Raw genomic sequence first — 18,494 nt, 5'->3', positions numbered from 1 at the left:
AAGGAGCACCCCGATGCCGGCAAGTACTTCCACCGCACCGGACTTTGTCCCCTACGCCACTGCGGCGATCGACTTCCACCGCTCTCTCAACGTCCCGGGCGGCCCACTGGTCACGTCCAGGGCCGAACTCGACTCCCTGCATGAACACTTGGTGTCCCTCCACGGCCTCCTCGATGCGCACACCGAACGCACCCTGCCGTTGTTGCCGGCCGAGGGCGACCACCTCCGGGCCGCCCGAACCCGCCTGTGGCAGGCCGCCGACCACCTCCACGCCGCCTACCACGCCTCGCCGCGGTCGGGCAGTGGTGAGGTCCCCGGTCCGGACGATTGCCGGGCCCGCCTTCCCGAAGGTGCCCCGAAGCTGACGCTCTGCCGCCGCCACCAGCAGACCGCCCGTCTCGTGCGCCGCCGCACCACCGCCGCCGACCTCCGCACCCCGTTCACCGGCCTCGTCCGCCGCTGAACCGACCACCGGGATCCGTGATCATGCCCAGGAACCGCGCCACCGCCTCCCCCCTCTTCGTCCCGCGCAAGGCCACCCGCACCCAGCAGCGCGTCGCCCGCGCTGAGTTCGCCAAGGCCCGTACCAAGGCCCGAGCAGCCCAAGCCCCTTCCAGGCGCCGCGAGCACGAGGGCGCCGACCCGGAACTGCAGCCCAGCTACCCCGCCTCGGGTCGGCCGGGCCCGGCCTCAGCCCGCGGCGGCCGACTCCGACTGCCGAAGCACCGCATGACCACCGCCGTGGCGGGCGGCGCCTACCCCTTTCTGGCGGAGGCCGGCCTCGGCGCCGAGGGGATTTTCATCGGCCGCGACCTCCACGCGGAGGGCAGCTTCTGCTACGACCCTTTCGCCCTCTACAACTCCGGCCGGATCGAGGGCTTCACCAACCCGAACGCGATCCTGTGCGGCGTAATCGGCATGGGCAAGTCCGCCCTCGCCAAGAGCATCGCCACCCGGGCCATCGCCCACGGCTACAAGATCTACGTTCCGTCCGATCCCAAGGGCGAGTGGACCGGGCTGGCCGAAGCCCTCGGCGGACAGACCATCGCCCTCGGCCCCGGCCTGCCGGGGAAGTTGAACCCGCTGGACGCGCCCGGTCGCCCGACCGGGGTGAGCGAGGAGGACTGGACGAACGAGGTCCGCAAGCGCCGCCTCCTCCTGCTCGCGAGCCTGGCCGCCACCGTCCTCAAGCGGGACCTGCTCCCCATGGAGCACACCGGCCTCGACGTCGCCCTGGACCTGGTCGTCGCCGACGCCGAGGCGACAGAAACCGTGCCGCTGCTCGGCGACATCGCCCACGTACTCGGCAACCCCGAGCGGCTCGATGCAGCGCTCGGCGACCAGGCCGGCGGCCTCGGACGGGCCGCCGACGACCTCGCTCACGCCTTTCGGCGACTCGTCCACGGTGACCTGAGCGGCATGTTCGACGCGCCGTCCACCGTGGCCTTCGACCCGGCCGCGCCGATGCTCTCCATCGACCTCTCCCGCCTCGGCAGCAGCGGCGACGACACCGCGCTGGTGCTGGCGATGACCTGCGCGAGTGCATGGATGGAGGCGGCCCTCGCGGACCCGGCCGGTGGTCGGCGATGGGTCATATACGACGAGGCATGGCGGATCATGCGGCACGTCGGCCTCCTGGAGCGGATGCAACAGCAGTTCAAGCTCAGCCGGGGCCTGGGCATCGCCAACCTCGTGATCCTCCACCGGTTGAGCGACCTGCTGTCCGCGGGCGACGCCGGGTCGCGGGGGCGCGTACTCGCTGAGGGCCTCCTCGCAGACTGCTCAACGCGGATCATCTACCGGCAGGAACCCGACCAGGTCCAGGTGTCCATGTCCCTGCTCGGCCTCACCGGCGTCGAGGCGCAGGCGATTGGCGCGCTCACCCGCGGACGCGGCCTGTGGAAGGTGGCGGGCCTCTCCTTCATCGTGCAGCACCTTCTCCACCCGCGGGAGAAGCCGCTGTACGACACGGACTTCCGCATGACCGCCTGACCAATCCACCTCCGGGAATTCGTACTCACCGCCGCCGCCCCGCGGGCTCACCCCGCGGCCAGAGAGGACTCGCCCATGCCCACCACGCCCAGACCGGGCTCGCCCCCGCGGTCGTGTACCAACCCCATTTCCGGATCGGAGCTCCGCCATGTCGGCCACCGACACCTTCCCGCTGCCCGAGGTCGTGATCGGGCACCACCCCGACCACGGCATCGTGGCATCTCTGCCCACCCAGTCCGCTGCCGCTCAATGGATGCTGGAGCACCTCGAATTCGAGCGCCTCCCCGGCCCGCCTAGCCTCTACGCACTCACCGACCAGCACCGCGAGGCATCCGCCCGCGCCGCCTGGGCCGTCAAGCTCCTCACCGGCGGTGGCTACCGCGTCGATGCCGACCTGTCCCTGACCTCCGCCCCTGCCGCCGAGCAGGCACCCGTCCGGTCGGCCGCCGCCTCACCGCCGGAGCGCGGCCCGGACCGCGAGCTGGATCCGGACGTCGTCTTCGCCGAACACCCCCGGCTGGGGCTGATCGCCGCTCTCGGCGGCGCCGCTCCACTCGGCCCAGCCGTGGCCCTGGAGACCGACGGCTGGCGTCACCACCCGGCCCTTGACGTCTACTTCCCGGCGGCCGCCACCCGGACGGAGTCACTGGACGCGGTCGCCCGGACCACCGCGGCATTGCAGCGGGCGAACTACCAGGTGGCAGTAGAGCCCCAGCTCGCAGACGAGATCGCCACCCACTACGCGTCGAACGACTCGGCGTTCACCACCCGCAAGTTCAGCGTCGACGAGACAGCAATCGCCAAGGAACCGGCCCGCCATCCCGTTCCTGACACGGCATCCACCGCGCTCGTCGACAGCCGGCCGCCGACGGCCGTCGACCCCCGCATCGCCTTCGCCCGCGTCCGTTGACCAACCCCCTTGCAAGCAGAACACGTTAAGGAGCGTCCCCTTGTCTACTGTGGTCCCCCAGAGCGGCGACGTGACAACCTTCCGCCGCCTCGAACATCCCGATGCGCCCGGAACTCTTCCCCACTCCGGGCAGCCGGACGTGGCCTTCGCCGTCCACCCGCAACTGGGGATCCTCGCCGCCGTCACCGACCACCTGCCCACCGACCCGGCAGGGTTCCTCACCAAGGCCGGGTGGCAACACCTCCCGCACCTCGACGTCTACGCCGCTCCCCCCGGCGGCCTCGACGCCGTCGCAGAGGCGACCGTCCTCCTCCGTCAGGACCGGTACGTCGTCGCCGTGGAACCAGCCCTCGCGACCGCCGTCCTGACTCGCCGCCTGCACACCCGCGAGCACACAAGCGCCCCGGTGTTCCCGGCCACCGACGATCGGGGGCACGCTCCCCGGCCGGCCGCCGCACCAACGCCCACCTACATCTATGGCACCCACCACCGCTGAGCCACCCCCACGATCGAGGAGCAGACGACATGGCTGTGAAGAAGGTCTGGACGATCACCCACGCCTGCGGCCACGAGGCGGAACGCGACCTCAGCAACCGCCCTGCCGACCGCCGCGCAGGCTTCGCCGAGTGGCTCGCCAAGCAGGAATGCACCGACTGCTGGCGTGCAGCCCAGGACGACGAGACGGACCGGGCAGCTTGGCTTGAGGCCAAGCGCGCCACCGAGCAGGCCGAGTCGGAAGCCTGGTCAGACCAGTACCGAATGCCGCCGCTGGCGGGTACCGAGCGAGGTACCGCCTGGGGCGTACGCTGCCGCCACCAGGTCCTCGCTGCTGCCTACACCGTGCTGGTTCTGGAGGGCACGATGTCCGAGGCCGAGTGGGAGCAGCTCGTGGAGGCGGCTCGCTCCGTCAGCCGTGCCGGGTGGTGGATCGACCAACGTGCCTCCGCCCCGGAAGATCTGGCTGAGCTTCTCGACGCGGCCACCGAGAGCGACCGGCCCACCGAGAACCCCTTCGTCTGAGCCGGACCACTCCCCACCGCCGGGCTTCTTGCCCGCTGCCCTCGGACGGTCCCGACCGCCCTGACCGCACGGGGAGGCCCGGCGGCGGATCCGTACCACGAGGACGCGGCGAGGCCAAACCCCTGATCCATCAGATCCTCTTCGCCAGCTCGCGTGTTGCGCAGCTCAGCTGCCACCCACCACCACCCCCTTCACGAGGAGCGCCAGATGCCCGTCCCCTTCATCACCATCGGCATCGAGCCCAGCGGCGCCGTCACCGCCCGAGGTGTCGACGACGACCTCACCGCCGGTCTGCTCAAGATCGCCGGATTCCAGCAGATCCAGGACTGGTACGGACGCCGACACCGGCTGCCGAGCACCACCCCGCCCCGCGAGCGCGCCGATCGAGCCACCCACGCGGCGACGATGCTGCGGACCGCCGGGTTCACCGTCGACCTCGACCCGGACCTCGACACCGACCGCCTGACCACCCCGACTGACCCCCACGGCTTGCGCGTCATCGGCCAGCAGGTCCTTCGGCTGACCGACCACATCCGTGGCGCCAGTACCGGTGCCCAGGCCGCCGATGCCCTCGACCAACTGCTCGCCCCCGAGGACGGGGTCATCCCCCGGCTGCGCGAGGCCTTGGAGGCAGCGGCCGAGCAAGTGACCGACCTGGACCCGGACCAGCACGAGCTCTCCGACCGCTTCTCCGCGGCCACCGAGTGGATCAGCAACGCCGAGTCCGAGCTCGAAGACGCCGTGGTCCACCTCCGCGCGGTCGGCCCAGCGCCCGAGCTGCCCGCGCACAGTTACCAGGCGCAGATCGCCGCCTTCTACTCGACGGCCGCGACCAGCGCAGCCCGCGCCGTCTCACCCGCCGTGCAGGCTCTCGGCCTGCGCGCCGACACCACCGCCTCCACCCAGCTGCCTGCTCCCAAGACCCCGGCACGGCCGGACGGCCGGACTCGCTGAACGTCTCGCCCTCCCCTCGCCAGAGAGCCGCCCCATGACCCGCAGCAGAGCCGAGCGCGCCCCTCCCTCACCCGCCCGCACCCTTTGGGACTCTCCTTTGCCCTCCCCCCGCCCCAACGCACCGTCGACGACCAGCGGGTCCGACGCGCTCCTCCACCTCCTCTTCGGCGTCCTCGGCGTCGGCCTGGGCTTCGGCACCCTCGCCTGGCTGACCGGCAACCTCACCAACTCGTTCGTTGGCTCCGGATCCTGGGCGCCGTTCCAGCCCACTGCCGCCTTGCTCCACCCCGAACAGCTGTGGCCGGCACTGAGCCCGTCGGCCCTCCTGGTCAGCGCTCGCATCCTGCCCGGCGCACTCACGCTCGCCCTCGCCACCACCCTGCTCACCCTGTGGCTGCGCCATCGAGCCGGATCCAGGAGCGGTCTGGCAGGCAAAGCGGAACTCGCCCCGCTGCTCGACAAGCAGATCACCGCCAAGGCCCGAAGCCTGCGCCCGAGCCTCCAGGAGCAGAAGGAGATCGGTCCGGCCGACCGCGGCATCCTCGTCGGCACGCTGTCCCCCGGCCGAGCCGAAGTCCGTGCCTCCTGGGAGGACGTGATGGTCGCGATCATGGCACCCCGGTCCGGGAAAACCTCCGGCATCGCCATCCCGGCGATCCTCGCCGCCCCCGGCCCCGTCCTGCTGACCTCCAACAAGGCAGCGAACGACGCCTTCACCACCTGCATCGACGCTCGCGCGAAGGTCGGGAAGACCTGGACCCTGGATCCGCAGCAGATCGCCCACCACCCGCGCGAAATGTGGTGGGACATCCTCGCCGACGCCCGCGACCTCGCCGGAGCCAAGCGCCTCGCCGGGCACTTCGTCGCGGCGTCCGTGGACGAGTCCAGCGGCAGCGACTTCTGGTCGACCGCGGCCAGCAACACACTCGGCGCTCTGTTCCTGGCAGCTGCGAGCCACCACCGTCCGATCACCGAGGTGCTCGCCTGGCTCGCCTCCCCGGCCGACCGCACTCCCGTCGACCTGCTCGCCGACGCCGGCCATGACGCCGTCGCCGCCCAGCTCCAGGGCACCGTCACCGGCGCCACCGAAACCCGGGACGGCATCTACGAGACAGCGAGGCAGTACGCCAGCTGTCTGCTGGACCCGGAGATCGCCGCGTGGGTCACCCCTGCACCTGGCCTGCCGGAGTTCAAGCCGTTCGACTTCGCCTCGTCCCGGGACACGCTGTTCCTGCTCAGCAAGGACGGCGGCGGCTCCGCATCGGCAATCATCGCGGCGGCCGCCGATGCGGTGATGCGCGCCGCCGTCATCGTCGCCGAGCGCAGCGGCGGCCGGCTCGACCCGCCGGCCCTGTGCGTCCTCGACGAAGCGGCAAACGTCTGCCGAATCTCCGACCTACCCGATCTCTACTCGCACCTGGGCAGCCGAGGGGTCATCCCGATCACGATCCTGCAGTCGTACCGGCAGGGACAGCGCTGCTGGGGCGAAGCCGGAATGGACGCACTCTGGTCCGCGGCCACCGTCAAGGTGATCGGAAGCGGAATCGACGACGCCGACTTCGCCGACCGGCTCTCCCGACAGATCGGCGAGCACGACGTGCAGACCGTCTCCGTCTCCAACTCCGACAGTGGCAAGTCAACTTCGGTCTCGATGCGCACCGAGCGGATCCTGCCCCCAGACCAGATCCGTGCACTCCCCAAGGGGAAGATCCTCCTCTTCGCCACCGGCATGCGGGTGGCCATGCTCGACCTCAGGCCCTGGTACAAGGAGCGCTCCGCCAAGGAGATCGGCCCGGCTTCCGCCCGCGCCGCCAAGGCCATCACCGAGCGGGCGATCGCAAAAACCGAGGCCGGCAGCGACGACTTCACTCGCTCGGCTTGACCACACGGCCCGGCCGCGACAAGGCGACTGTCGACCGCGGCCTTCCCTCCTACCGGATTAGTCCAGAACGGACGTCCTACCAGATGATCACACCGCCCATGACCCCCTGCGCACGCGCGGCGGCGTCCTCGACGTTCCGCAGGCGCTCGGAGATCTGCCGAACGTACTCCGCATGCGACTTCGCCGGGTCGGCGCTGGGCGCGACGAGTCCGAGGTTGCTCCGGATCAAGGCACATTCGTCCAGGAAGTCCGCCACCTGGTCCGGCATCACCGTGAGGTCACTGCTGGCCAGGACCGGGAAGAAGGTCGCGCCCAACGAGCGCACAGACTCGGACCCCCATACGGAAGTACGCCAGCGCTCGAAGCCCGCGAGGTCGGCACTGCCCTCCGGAACATCCAACAGATTCCTCTTGCCGTCTTCACCAACGACGAACGCCTTCACTGACAAGCTCATGCCCTCAGTCGATCACGGGCACCAGTCACCGATCCACAGGGTTTCACGGCCGACGGTACATCGACCCTAGCGACTCCGATCACCCCGATCGGGTGAAGTACAGAGAAGCACGGGCCAATACAAGATCCGACCGATCAAGCAAAAGTCCGCGAGCTCCTCGGCCACCCCCACCCGCAGCCGGTAGCCTCCGGCATCTTCGTCGAGCAGTGGATCGGCATCTCCACGGACGAGGTCCACCGAGCGAAGGACGCCGACGACGCCTACATGACGAACCGATTCCCCCTGATCGAAAAGGGCTTCTCCCGTACGAACTGCCTACGGCTGCTGCGCTCGCGCGGCCTGGACCGCACCCCCAAGTCCAGTTGCCTGGGACGCCCCTGCCACGGCAACAGCCAATGGCGAGCGCTGCGGGACGGCTCACCCGGGGAGTGGGCGGACGTCGTCGCATTCGACCGCGCGATTCGCAGCGGCAATGCTCGGGCGACCGTGGAGGGCACGCCGCTCCTCGGTCAGGTGTACCTGCACCGAAGCCGGCGCCCGCTGGACGAGGCACCGATCGACCGCGTCACCGCCCACGAGTGGGCAAGCCGACAGATCGACGTCTTCGACGCCCTCGCCGATGCCGAGCTGGAGTCCGGCGACCCCGACGGCTGCTCGCCCTGGTCCTGCCGCTCCGGCGCACCCGTCGCCTCCGAATTCGACCTGACCGCGTAAGTGACCATCTTTTCAAGGGAGTTCTGTATGCCCGATCTGAACCTGTCCAAGCGCATGCGCGCGATCACCCCGTTGCCCGGCACACCGGTGGTCCGCCGCGGCAGTCACTGGTGGCTGGTCGCCGGTGACGGATCTTTCCTCGCCACCGACCCCACCTTCACCGGCGAGCTGGACCGCTTCGCCGCCGCCAGGGCCGCCGCCGACCGCGACGTCGCACACCTGCGGGCCCGGCGCAACGGAAAGGCCTGATGGACCCGCTGCTCAGGGGAGAGCAGGCTGTACTCGGCGCCGTCCTGCTAGACCCTCCCCAGCTGGGGTACCTCGACTGGCTGGAGCCCCGTGACTTCTACCGCCCCGCCCACCAGGCGATCTTCGCAGCGATGCGCACCCTCCGCGCCGTCGGGCTCCCGACGCTCACCGCCGAGGGGGAGGTGCCGCTGGCCTGGCTGACCGACACGTTCACCGAGGCCGGCAAGCACGTGCGCGGGCTCACCGCCTCCTACCAGCACACCCTGATCGCGGCCTGCCCCCAACCCGCCCGCGCGCCCATCTACGGCCGGATGGTGCTCGAAGGCTCCATCCACCGCACCGTCGCCGAGCACGCCACCCGCCTGCTCTCGGTCGCCGACGAAGGCGCCCGGCAGCACACAGCAGAGGGCACCATCGCCCAAGCCGACATCCTGGCGGGCGTCCTGGCTGACCTCGCCCGACGCTGGGGCACCCACCCCCGACCACAGGCGCCCCCCGCCTCTCCGCCGGCCGTCATCGCTCCCCCACCGACGCCGGCTCAGGAGGACGAACAGTTCCTGCTGGCGCTGCTCGTCCACCAGGACGGGGCGATCGAAGGGGTCTTCGACTGGCTGCGGCCCGGCGACTTCGCCGACCCTCGCCACGGCCAGCTCTACCGCTGCCTCGGGGCGCTACACCACCGGGGCGAGCCGATCGACCCGGTCACCACGCTGTGGGAGGTGCAACGACGGGGGCTGCTCGCCCAAGGCGCCCTCACCGAGGAACACCTCGCGTTCGTACTCGGCAGCGGCGTGGCCGGCTCGGCCGAGTGGCTCGGCGAGCAGGTCCTGAGCGGGTCCGTCAACCGCACCGCCTCCGCTGCCGCCCAGCAGATCGTCGCCCAGACTGACGATGACCGACTGGCTCCCGGCCAGCTGATCAACCAGGCACTGCACGCCCTTGGCCCTGTCGACGACGTACGAGCCCGCTGGAGCAGGGCCGTACGCCAGCCAACGCCAGAGTCGCAGCCCGAACCCGACCACTCCACCCGGGTCCACGCCGCGCTCACCCGCAGCACAGCACAAGCAACCATCCGCGCCCTGCCTTCATTGCGGTCCGCCATGGCCACCGAGGCGGCACCACACCAGGGCCGCGGCCCCGCCACTGCCTCACCCAGGAACCATCCGTAAGCACATCACCCACTCGGTCGCGACACAGCACATCGAGGCGACCCAGCCCAAGAGTCGCCCGCTCCTTACCGGAGAGCAGCTCTGGCGTGGCGCCGGTGCGCCCCCGCCCCAGCGAGCCTTGATCTGGTCTTTGGCAACCAGAGGTGCTGCACACCGGGCCCGTTAATACGTTTCGAACCCACCATCCGAGCCGCCTCTAGCAGGAGTTGGCGGCCCTACCAAGCCGCCGATCCTGCGGATCCTCTACACCCAGCCGGCTTCACGGGAGCCCTGTCGTGACTCGACCAGGACCCACCGCCCTGTCTCCGTCCGCCTCAATCTCCTGGATGTGCGATGTCCAACCCGATCCCGGGCGCCCCCGAGCCCGAGCCGATCCGCATTCCTGACGACGACCTCGACGACCTCGTCAGTGCCCTCCACGCAACCATGGCCGAGGTCCGCCAGCACGGCGTCATCCTCGACCGCCTCGGTTCCGACACCGGACACGAGCCGGAGGGCGGCTCCGCGGCTCCACCCACCGAGCCCACTGACGAACCCGATGCCGTTGCACCGATGTTCATCCTCGCGATGGGTGGCGCGCAGTACGAAGCCGAGCTGGCAGAGCTGTCGTTCTGGGTCACCCACATCCTGCTGCCCATCTACGGCCGGGAGATCGGCTCCATCCGCCCGTGGTGCGCGAAGTGGCACGAGCACCCCGAGGCCGTCGCGCGCCTCCACGGCCTGTGGCTCGCCTGGCAGCAGCTCACCGTTGCCGAGGCCGGTCACGCCGGTCCCTCGACGTGGCATCGCGATCACCTCGACCACACCCTCCTCCAACTCCGGGCGCCGGACGGCCCGTTTGCCGCTTGCACCACAAGTCCAGGTCGGCCCGCCCACCGCCTCCTGACCACTCCTGACATGCTGGGACTCGCCACGTGATGCCCGAGCTCGACGTCCAGTTCGACCGCTTGAACGCCGACGTGCTGCCCCTGCACCTGTTCCTCGCAGACATCCAGCCCGACCAAGACACCTGCTCCCTGCGCGAGGGCGCCTTCTCTACCGCGGACGCCGCTGATGAGTGGCTGCACAGGCGGTCCGGCCCGCCACCGATAGCGCCTCAGGAGCTCGTCCCGGGGACCACCCACACCTGTGCCGTGGTCGCCCTCATCACCATACGGGTCGCTCCCGATGCCTCCACCGTCCTGGCCGCCGCACCCACAGTGGCCCTCTCCGCGCAGTCCGATCGGGGGCAGACCCGATGACCCGCGCCAAGTTCGGCTTCGCTTCCCACCCTGACGCCATCGCCGACCTGCGGCAGTTGCCCGACGCCATTCGCGACCAGGCCCTGCTGCACCTCCAGGACATCGTCCACGGCGAGCGCGTCGCCAAGCGCCTCGAAGGCCGGCTGGAGGGCTGCCACAAGATCTACCTCGGTGTCGGGGATCAGTGGGCCAGCCACCGCCTGGTCGTGCAGTTCCGCGACGCTCCGGCCGCCTCGAAGTTCTCACGCGAGGTCTACCTCGTCGCGGCCGGCCCTCGGCTCGACTACCAGGTCTACCGCTCGGCCCAGAACCGTCTCGGCCGCATCGGTCTCAACGTAGCGCCGAGTGCCGGCCCCATCGAGGAAGCACGCGTCCAAGCCGCTCGCGCCCGCTCCGTCCGCCCCACATCCGCTGCCCGCACCGGGGTCACCTACACCGCCTCCTCAGCCGCCTACACCCCCAACATCGCCCCACGAAAGGCGCGATGACGACCGCCGCACCACTCTCTCCGAGCTCCGAGCTCGCCTGACTGTTCGTTGAAGCATCCCGGGTCGTCTCCGGCATCGTCGGGGCCCAGTCCGCCGCCCTGCCGTTTCCCGAACCGTCCATGCCGCCGCACCACCGCTGATCTCCCCAGGACCGCCGATGCCGAACAGCCCTGAGAAGCCTCGTGAGTACCGGATCACGCCCCGCTACCTCGCCAACTCCGACGCCGATGTGTCCCCCGCTATCCGGCAGCTGCTGGACGTGGGCTGGGCTCTCAGCCGCGACGAACTGGCGAACACCTTCGTCGTCGCTCCGGATCTCCGGGCCCGCCTGGCCTTTCTGCCGGAAGGCGAAGACTCCACGCTCTGGAAGATCAGTGCAGGTCCGGATGCCTTCGCGCCACCGGACTGGCTGGTGACCTTCGACCACCACACCCCGCCGGAAATCGTCACCGACTTCACCACCGCACTCGCCGCCGCCTGCACCCGCGGTCCCGATGCCTACCTGAACGGCGGCCGCCGGAGCGGCGGCGTGGACGTGACCCTCCAACTCCTCGCCGACGGCTGGAACCTCGGTCCCACCAAGCCCTTCCTCACCCACCAGTCCCCTGACGGCCACATCCGGCTCCATCGCCGGGACAACCCCCTCAAGCACACGGACGAGATGGCCGGCGACACCGAGCGCTGGCTGTTCGAGGTCGGGCCGCCCCGAGGTGTCTGGTACGCCACCGCCTCCACGTTCGTGCCCGAGCACCTGCTCAAGGCCATGACCGCCGCCGTCATCAACCCGGCCCCGGTCCACCGTCACCTGCGACGCATCGACCTGGAACACCTTCCTGCCGCAGCCACCGCGACGCCGACGGCACCGACCCCCCTGGAGGTGGCGCGTGTCCATGCGGCGACCTCCCGCTCGGCTTCGCCGACCGGTACCACTGCCTCCGCACTCGCCTACACCACCGCGACCCGGCCAGCAACGCTCCCCCAGCCGACACTCCCCCGCCGCCCACACTGAACGCGCCCACCCACAACTTGGAGGACGCCGTGCCCGACACCACCGCCCTCGACAACGTGGACGCGATGATCGAGAAGGCCTGGGGCCTCCCTATGGCCGAACTGGAGAAGGCCACGGTCCGCCGATCCGTCGAGGACCCGCTGCTGGACGCGGCCATGCAGACGAGGAGGCACCTGGTCGTGGTGTGCAATGCCGTCGCCGTGCACCAGGCCCGGTTGCACGCCCTCAGCCGGCCGGGCCACACCCCCGCGTTCTACGACCTTGACCGGATCACCGACACCGCGAGCGCCCTGCGGACCGCCTATGCCGAAAGCAACACTGCCCTGCAAGCGATCCGCCATGTCATCAGCGCCCGCGAAGCCCCCAGCCGGGCCAGGTCCTCGCGCCGTTCAGGTCCGGGCTGCCACGGCCCGCCCCGCTCAGACTCGCCGCCCGTTGGACCTGCCCACTGCCCCTCCCGCACCGTCGGCGGCAGCGAATCGCGCATCGTTGGCGGCGGCGAATCGACCGTAGCGGCCACTCAGTCCGCAGCCTGGTCGCCGCAGATGCCGGGATCGGTGGCACCCACCGTTCGGGCCAACTCCTCCAAGGTCAGCTCCACCCGCTGACCGTCCACCAACCGACTCTCGGCCAACTCGTCCTGTGTCCGCTCGACGTGACTCGTCGAGTGCACGGCCCATTGGCCGTCGCTGATCATCACGACGTCACCTATCGCCCATGCCCGACCCGTGCTTCGAATCTTGTGCTCCAGCGCGGCCAGGTCCCAACTTCTGCTCGGCTCCAACGCCGTCCCCCTCATGCCTCTGTACGGCCCCGCTGCCGTAACCCTGCTGTAGCAACAGGGTGCACCGATCCATTCCCGCAGTTCCCCCAAAACAGACCGGCCTTCGGCGCTTCCCCCTGGCGATCCTCCACGAGTGGAACACCATCCGCACCTGCAGGACTACGAAGGCAGTCCCGAGGCGCGGCCGTCGTCCAGCCGCCCTGCCCCCGCTGCCGACGCGTCGTCCGGATCGACACACCCCTCAACGGCCAGTAGGTCTCCCGCAACTGCAGCCCCAAGTCCCGTATTGAAGAAGGCTCATGTTGCGGCGCCCGGCGCGAGCCCGCCACCCGCGATGCCCAAGGCTGGCCGCTGTGTCCGGACTGCCTGATCGCGGGGCGCGGAATAGTCGTTCCCGCGATCCTGCGTGAGGACTGGGTCGAACGCCACTTGTCCGCGTTCTCAGGCATCCCTACCTGGCCGCTTCGACGCGGTGGGGCCGTCGTCCTTGTCAGGCGAGCCCTGGGCGGGTCCATGATCGACGCCGCACACTACCTCGGCATCCGGCCCCGCGTTTCCACGCGCTTCAACGGAATCCTCGCCAACCGTCTGTGAGACAGAGGACTGAACCTCGCGTTCGACAGCGCACTGGACTCCATCGAACACGAGGAACTCAGCCACCATCACACCGACTACCACCAACGGCGAAGACTGCTGAGCAACTGGACCATCCCGCCGCAGACCGGGCAGACAGAGATCCTCTGCCCAGAACTCAACCGCGGCTCAGTAGGCGACCGAAAGCGACTCGCGGCCTCAGCCTACGCCTGGGCCAAGGTCACGCACGGTGAGCACATCTTCGCTCCCGTGCCCGCCGAGATCAGCAACGACGACAGGCGGCAAGCAGTCTGGAGAGAGGGCCTCGTGAACGTCTGCAGCTACATCAAACAGACACAGTACCGTCCGCACTACATCGTGCTCAAGAAGCAACTCGACGCCTACGCCCGACGACTGGAGGCCGCCCTCGACCGCCAGTGCTCAACCCGCCAAGTACGGCGCTCACCCGCCAACTAAACGCTCAGTCACATCAAGTCCCCCAGAGGCGTGCCCGGGAGCTGGAGTGGGCGGGGCCCTCCATCTGCGGGACCGATAGGAAAGGATTCCGACCAGCAGTAGCGGGGACGGTAGTCCGGCTCAGGTCAACTGGTAGGCGGGGTTGATGGTGTTGCCGGTCGCCGTCACCTGGTGAGCGTACACCCGGCCGTCGTTGGTGATCACGACGATGCGGTCGCCCTCCGGAAGGACCCACCGGTCCACCGGGTTGGCCGCCACCGCAGGACCCGCCAGCTGGTAGGCGGGCTTGATGGCGCTGCCGGTCACCTGGTGGGCGTACACCCGGCCGTCGTTGGTGATCACGACGATGCGGTCACCCATCAGAAAGACCCACCGGTCCACCGGGTTGGCCGCCACCGCAGGGAATGCCTTCTTCGCCGCGAACGTCAGCTCATAGCGACCGCCGTCCCCTTGGAAATTGAGGGATTTCGAGACAATCCCGCCAGATTCGACCCGTGCCAGTTCCGTTCTGGTGAAAGCGAGTTCCTGCGAGCCGCCGATCTCCTGGTCTAGATTGGGAAATCCGATTGGGGTGCCCGTCGTGGAGTCGATGTCCCGGATCAGCGCTGCAATCCTGTCGGCCCGCGTCGCCGAGAGCGTGCCGAGCAGTGAACTGCTGGCGATCCCCTTGACCAGGCCACGTAGCGCGGATTGGTTGCCGTCGTCGTTCTCCATCAAGGTCGCCACGAAGATCGCACTGCCGGGATCAACAAGAGGGGCCGGGGCTCCGTTCACCCCCCAGAACGACTGGGACGGGCCCGGAGCCTCGTGGGTCTCCCCCTCCTCCACGTCTCGGAACTCGTAGAGCGTCACATCGAACGCCGGGGCCTTGGACGCCAGGTCGACCGAAGTCACCAGGACATACGGCTCGTCCGGACCCTCCAGAAGGCCGTCCGTCTCCTCATGGCAGTGGATGCTCTTGAGGTAGATCTGAATCATCAATCCTCCAGCGGTTTGTCATTTCGGCAGCGACACCCAACAGGCGAGGAACTCGCGCGCGATCCACATATGGACGCACGTTCAGAAAGGGATGCGGTGACTTCGGAGATTGTGAACTCTCGGTGACTTTTCCCGGCGAGCGGATCGGCAAACTGCGCTGGGAGGGCGTAGAGGCGCAGAAAGGTCTTGAATCCGGCGCTCGCCCGCTGGCTGAGCGGCAGGCGTCGTCGCAGTACCGGCGCCAGGCCGACGCGCGAAGAGGGAATCGGGCGCCGCAGTTCGCGCAGTAGCGGATCCGGGCCACGCTCGCAGGGACGCGCGCCGTCCGGCCCAGTGATGCTCAGCACCAGAGCTCAGGATCTTCCTGCTCCTGGCCGTCGTCCTCGGCGCAGGTGCCGAACAGCCTGGGCCACCCAGGCTCCTCAGCGCCAAGCTGGAGGACGCCGCCCTTGGTCCGGCGCGGGCCGGGTACCACTGGGCGTCCGCCTCGGTCTGGGCGTTGAGGAACGGCTTGCCTTTCAGCGGTGTCCACTGCCACGGTTACTGGTTCGTGAATTCCGCGAACCGACGTAGGCGTATCGGCCTCAGCCGGGAAGCCGACCTCGGCCGCCAGTGCTCAACTCGATAAGTACAGCGCTCACCCGCCAACTAAAACGCTCAGTCACACCAGCGCAACGCCGTTGCACTGGATGTGCCTCTCCAGGTGGAGAACGCGACAAGGGGGGCTGGCTTCAGCCAGCCCCCCTTGATGAAGTTCCAGGTCAAGGCCGTTCGCGGCATCCGGTGAATGATGCATCGGATGCAATATCGCTCGTCAGGCGAAGTAGAGCCCGGCAAAGATTCCGTCGAACCCCAGGGCGACCTGGGCCTCGTCAAGGCTGCGGTAGTGCGTCCAGGTCGGGTTGGCGAGCATGGCGTCGAGGTCACCACGGGTGATCTCCGGCTCCAGCCACTCGGCCCCGCAGCGGCAGCCGATCCAGACATGGCGGCGGTGGTTGATCAGCAGCCAGTCGCGGCGGGCCCGGCAGGCGGAGCAAGTCACTGGGATGCCGCGTAGTGCCAGTTCGGTGGGGCATCCTGCAAGGCGTACCGCGTCCGGGCCGCTTGGTGGCTGCGTCAGGTACTCCAGTTGCAGGAGGGGGTCGGAGGCCTCAGGCGTCTGCTTGGTGGTGGGGGCATGGGTGCTGATCTGCTCTGCGATTCTGGTCACGGGCTCTCTTTCGCTTGCTCGGGTTCTTGCGTAACGCCTGGTGGACACGGCTGTCGAGTGGTTTCGCGTGCTGAGGCTTGGGCTCTGCCAGTGCTCGCCGGTCGGTTCGTCAGCGGCGCGGGCCCGGACGGCGCCTTTCGGTCGCGGGCTGGTCAACGCCCGGCAGCGCTCGGCCCGGCTTCGTACCGCTCCTACTGACAGTGGCCGAACTCGTTCGCGGCGATTGGGGATTGGCGGGTAGATCGGCGATGCGGCGGATACGCCACACCAGGACGTCATCTGCGTTGCGCGCCGTATCGAGTTCCCGCCATGAGGAAGCTTCTCCAAGGAGGGCCTTCGGGTTGTGGCCGGCCTTCTCCGCTTCGGCCAGCACAGCAGCCAGGGCATCGTGCTCACGGCTCGCTGCTGGCGACACCTGCTTGCTGGCGAGGACGGTGCGGATTGCGGTGTCGTAGCGGCGACGCTCGTCCACCGGCAGGGCTCGCCCCGCCTCGCGCATCGCTCGCATCGGTGCGGCCGCGGCCTGCTGGTAGGCGGCACGCAGATGTTCGGCGGCCTGGCGGGAGGCGGCGGCCTGCTGGGTGTGGCTTCGGGCGGAGTGCCAGCGGGCGGCGGCCAGGGCGACCAGCACGAGGGTGGACAGGAGCATGGCGGTGGCACCACCGTCCTCGCCCCGGCCGAGCGCGCCGCCGGCGTGGACGATGCCGCGGGCGGCCGAGCGCAGGGCCCGGATGTCGGCGTTCTCCGCGCGGACGTGGCTGCGGGTGGCGCGTTCGAAGGCGCGGGCGGCTTCTCGCAGTTCGGCGCGGGTGGCGGCCGGGGAGGTCTGGGCCAGGGCGTCGAGGAGTTCGCCCGCGCCGACGAGCTGGCCGGCGGCCTCGTCGTCGTCCTGGTCGAGGACGGCCGCGGCGCGTTCGGCCGTGCTGGCGGCATCGCGCCGGCGACGCGCGGGTGCGGAGCGGTCGGCCCGCGCGGTCCGGCCGTCGGGCTCAGGGCTGTCGGTGGCGGGTCCGGTTTCGAGCCGGCGGCGGATCCGCGGGAGGGAGAGGTCGGGGGCGAGGGTGCTCCCGGCGAACCAGACGGGTTCCCGGTCGCGGTTCCGGTCGCCGGGGAGGGCGACGTTGTAGCCGAGGATGTCGCCGGAGGGGGCGTGACGGAGCTTCACCCGAAGGCCGGCCTCGTGCAGGCGGGTGAGGAACTCCTGCTCGCTTGCGGCTCCGGCGACGGCTCGGCGGACGGCCTCGCGCAGGGTCTCGCGCGGGGTCTCGGTGCGGCCGGTGCGCTCGGCCTTGAAGCGTTCCTGGCTGGTGGGGGTCTTTGCGGCGGTGCCGTCGCCGGGGGTGAGTTGTCGCAGGCCATACTCCTTCTCGATGAGGCGGGCCTCGGCCTGGGCCTTACGGCGGTCGAAGCTGAGGCCTGCGAGGCGGCCGTCCTGGCGGACCAGGGTGGCGGCGATGTGGATGTGATCGTCGGCGTGGCGGACGGCGACCCAGCGGCAGGCGGTGGTGTCGCCTTCGGGGGCGATGCCGGTGGCGTGGACGATGCGGCGGGCGATGACGGCCCACTCCTTGTCGTCGAGGTGGCGGTCGCCGGGGTCGGCGCGTACCGAGCAGTGCCAGATGGTGGTGGCCGGGGCGCGGTCGCCGACGGCCTTGACGGGCTGGTCGAGCTGGGCGGCGAGCTGGGCGATGGTGTGGCGGGGGTTGCGGCCCGGGTCGGGGGCGAAGCTGTTCCAACTGGCCACGAGGTGCTGGTCGGTGTGTTCGTCGTGCTTGCCCGGTCCGAACAGGTAGCGGATGAGGCCGTAGGTACCGCCGGTGCCGGTGCGGATCTTGGGGATCACCGGCGGACCATCCAGGTGACCGCCTCGTCGACCGCGCCGATGGAGGCTTCGATCTGGTGCAGGAGCCGGCGTAGGTCGGCGGCGGGCTGGCCGCCCGAGTTGAGGAAGTGGGCCACCTGGTTGAGGTTGTTGCCGACGGCGCCGAGCTGCCGGTTGGACTCCATGAGTTCCTGGATGCCACGCCGGTAGTCGGCGATGGCGGCGTTGGGGTCGGTGCTCGTGGCGGCAGCCAGGGTGGCGGCGGCGGTGTAGCCGCCGGGGGCAAGGCCGGCCTCGTCGGCGGCGCGCTGGAGGAGCGTCCACTCGGTGTCGCTGAAACGGGGGCAGACGCGGTTGGTGCGCGGCACGCTGTGGCGCAGGCGGCGCCGGGTGGCTGCGCGGACGGCTTCGGCGGCCGGCGGGTTCTGCTGCTTCTCCCCCGTCGCCGGCACCCCCGGGCCGACTCCCCGGTCGTCGGCAGGCCCCCCTGGGTCTGCCGACGACCGGGGGGTCTCCGCCCCGCTCGGGGCGGAGACGGGGTAAGGACTCCTTACCCCACAACTTGCTC

General features: G+C 69.9%; 21 protein-coding genes. 16 read left to right on the top strand and 5 right to left on the bottom strand.

The genetic code is table 11. The annotated features are described in order from the left end of the window. The first annotated feature begins 13 nt into the window (after positions 1-13). From ACFTWP_RS25940 to ACFTWP_RS25910, 7 genes are all read left to right on the top strand, one after another. Positions 14-463, top strand: coding sequence for a DUF6238 family protein (locus ACFTWP_RS25940; protein WP_380267204.1), 450 nt, complete (start codon positions 14-16; stop codon positions 461-463). Positions 464-486: 23 nt separating this feature from the next. Beyond that, positions 487-1,992: an ATP-binding protein gene (locus ACFTWP_RS25935; RefSeq protein WP_380267202.1), complete on the top strand. Its 1,506-nt coding sequence runs from the start codon at positions 487-489 to the stop codon at positions 1,990-1,992. Positions 1,993-2,140: 148 nt separating this feature from the next. Further along, positions 2,141-2,902, top strand: a complete 762-nt coding sequence (locus tag ACFTWP_RS25930) for a hypothetical protein (protein WP_380267200.1) — start codon at positions 2,141-2,143, stop codon at positions 2,900-2,902. Positions 2,903-2,942: 40 nt separating this feature from the next. Next, complete coding sequence (locus ACFTWP_RS25925) at positions 2,943-3,398, top strand: hypothetical protein (protein ID WP_380267198.1); 456 nt, start codon at positions 2,943-2,945, stop codon at positions 3,396-3,398. A gap of 29 nt (positions 3,399-3,427) precedes the next feature. Then, positions 3,428-3,922 (top strand): hypothetical protein, encoded by a 495-nt coding sequence (locus ACFTWP_RS25920; RefSeq protein WP_380267196.1) that lies wholly within the window; start codon positions 3,428-3,430, stop codon positions 3,920-3,922. A 207-nt stretch (positions 3,923-4,129) separates the two neighbouring features. Further along, positions 4,130-4,876, top strand: coding sequence for a hypothetical protein (locus tag ACFTWP_RS25915; protein ID WP_380267194.1), 747 nt, complete (start codon positions 4,130-4,132; stop codon positions 4,874-4,876). 97 nt (positions 4,877-4,973) lie between these two features. After that, positions 4,974-6,758: a type IV secretory system conjugative DNA transfer family protein gene (locus ACFTWP_RS25910; RefSeq protein ID WP_380267192.1), complete on the top strand. Its 1,785-nt coding sequence runs from the start codon at positions 4,974-4,976 to the stop codon at positions 6,756-6,758. A gap of 76 nt (positions 6,759-6,834) precedes the next feature. Here the strand turns inward: ACFTWP_RS25910 and ACFTWP_RS25905 are convergent, their stop codons facing one another. Continuing rightward, positions 6,835-7,212, bottom strand: coding sequence for a hypothetical protein (locus ACFTWP_RS25905; protein WP_380267191.1), 378 nt, complete (start codon positions 7,210-7,212; stop codon positions 6,835-6,837). A 264-nt stretch (positions 7,213-7,476) separates the two neighbouring features. On the opposite strand from ACFTWP_RS25905, the gene ACFTWP_RS25900 reads away from it, so the two are divergent. The 9 genes from ACFTWP_RS25900 to ACFTWP_RS25860 all read left to right on the top strand — a co-directional run bounded on the left by ACFTWP_RS25900 (position 7,477) and on the right by ACFTWP_RS25860 (position 13,916). Beyond that, positions 7,477-7,926: a hypothetical protein gene (locus tag ACFTWP_RS25900; RefSeq protein ID WP_380267189.1), complete on the top strand. Its 450-nt coding sequence runs from the start codon at positions 7,477-7,479 to the stop codon at positions 7,924-7,926. Between the two features lie 27 nt (positions 7,927-7,953). Further along, the gene (locus ACFTWP_RS25895; protein ID WP_380267188.1) at positions 7,954-8,175 is read left to right on the top strand and encodes a hypothetical protein; all 222 of its coding nucleotides are present in this window, start codon (positions 7,954-7,956) and stop codon (positions 8,173-8,175) included. After that, entirely contained in the window at positions 8,175-9,344 is a 1,170-nt protein-coding gene (locus tag ACFTWP_RS25890) for a DnaB-like helicase N-terminal domain-containing protein (RefSeq protein ID WP_380267187.1), read from the top strand. Before ACFTWP_RS25895 ends, ACFTWP_RS25890 begins: the two co-directional genes overlap by 1 nt. A gap of 333 nt (positions 9,345-9,677) precedes the next feature. Then, positions 9,678-10,262, top strand: coding sequence for a DUF4913 domain-containing protein (locus ACFTWP_RS25885; RefSeq protein ID WP_380267186.1), 585 nt, complete (start codon positions 9,678-9,680; stop codon positions 10,260-10,262). After that, positions 10,259-10,585, top strand: a complete 327-nt coding sequence (locus ACFTWP_RS25880; RefSeq protein WP_380267185.1) for a hypothetical protein — start codon at positions 10,259-10,261, stop codon at positions 10,583-10,585. The genes ACFTWP_RS25885 and ACFTWP_RS25880 overlap by 4 nt, the downstream gene beginning before the upstream one ends. Next, positions 10,582-11,073 carry a hypothetical protein gene (locus ACFTWP_RS25875; protein ID WP_380267184.1) on the top strand — a complete coding sequence of 164 codons (492 nt, stop codon included), beginning with the start codon at positions 10,582-10,584 and terminating at the stop codon, positions 11,071-11,073. Before ACFTWP_RS25880 ends, ACFTWP_RS25875 begins: the two co-directional genes overlap by 4 nt. A gap of 157 nt (positions 11,074-11,230) precedes the next feature. Continuing rightward, a complete protein-coding gene (locus ACFTWP_RS25870; protein ID WP_380267183.1) occupies positions 11,231-12,082 on the top strand; it encodes a DUF317 domain-containing protein in 852 nt (283 codons plus the stop codon). Between the two features lie 29 nt (positions 12,083-12,111). Continuing rightward, positions 12,112-12,690: a hypothetical protein gene (locus ACFTWP_RS25865; protein WP_380267182.1), complete on the top strand. Its 579-nt coding sequence runs from the start codon at positions 12,112-12,114 to the stop codon at positions 12,688-12,690. A gap of 1,076 nt (positions 12,691-13,766) precedes the next feature. Further along, a complete protein-coding gene (locus ACFTWP_RS25860) occupies positions 13,767-13,916 on the top strand; it encodes a hypothetical protein (protein WP_380267181.1) in 150 nt (49 codons plus the stop codon). Between the two features lie 120 nt (positions 13,917-14,036). Here the strand turns inward: ACFTWP_RS25860 and ACFTWP_RS25855 are convergent, their stop codons facing one another. The 4 genes from ACFTWP_RS25855 to ACFTWP_RS25840 all read right to left on the bottom strand — a co-directional run bounded on the left by ACFTWP_RS25855 (position 14,037) and on the right by ACFTWP_RS25840 (position 18,378). Beyond that, complete coding sequence (locus ACFTWP_RS25855; RefSeq protein ID WP_380267180.1) at positions 14,037-14,894, bottom strand: hypothetical protein; 858 nt, start codon at positions 14,892-14,894, stop codon at positions 14,037-14,039. 814 nt (positions 14,895-15,708) lie between these two features. Then, positions 15,709-16,104: a hypothetical protein gene (locus ACFTWP_RS25850; RefSeq protein WP_380267179.1), complete on the bottom strand. Its 396-nt coding sequence runs from the start codon at positions 16,102-16,104 to the stop codon at positions 15,709-15,711. A gap of 109 nt (positions 16,105-16,213) precedes the next feature. Beyond that, on the bottom strand, positions 16,214-17,947 hold the full coding sequence (locus ACFTWP_RS25845) for a relaxase/mobilization nuclease domain-containing protein (RefSeq protein ID WP_380267178.1): 1,734 nt from the start codon (positions 17,945-17,947) through the stop codon (positions 16,214-16,216). Further along, a complete protein-coding gene (locus tag ACFTWP_RS25840; RefSeq protein ID WP_380267177.1) occupies positions 17,944-18,378 on the bottom strand; it encodes a MobC family plasmid mobilization relaxosome protein in 435 nt (144 codons plus the stop codon). The genes ACFTWP_RS25845 and ACFTWP_RS25840 overlap by 4 nt, the downstream gene beginning before the upstream one ends. Positions 18,379-18,494: the final 116 nt, after the last annotated feature.

Source organism: Kitasatospora sp. NPDC057015 (assembly GCF_042673745.1).
Taxonomy (GTDB): Bacteria; Actinomycetota; Actinomycetes; order Streptomycetales; family Streptomycetaceae; genus Kitasatospora.
Note: the sequence above shows the minus strand (reverse complement) of the source record. Positions and strands in the feature narration are given on the sequence as shown.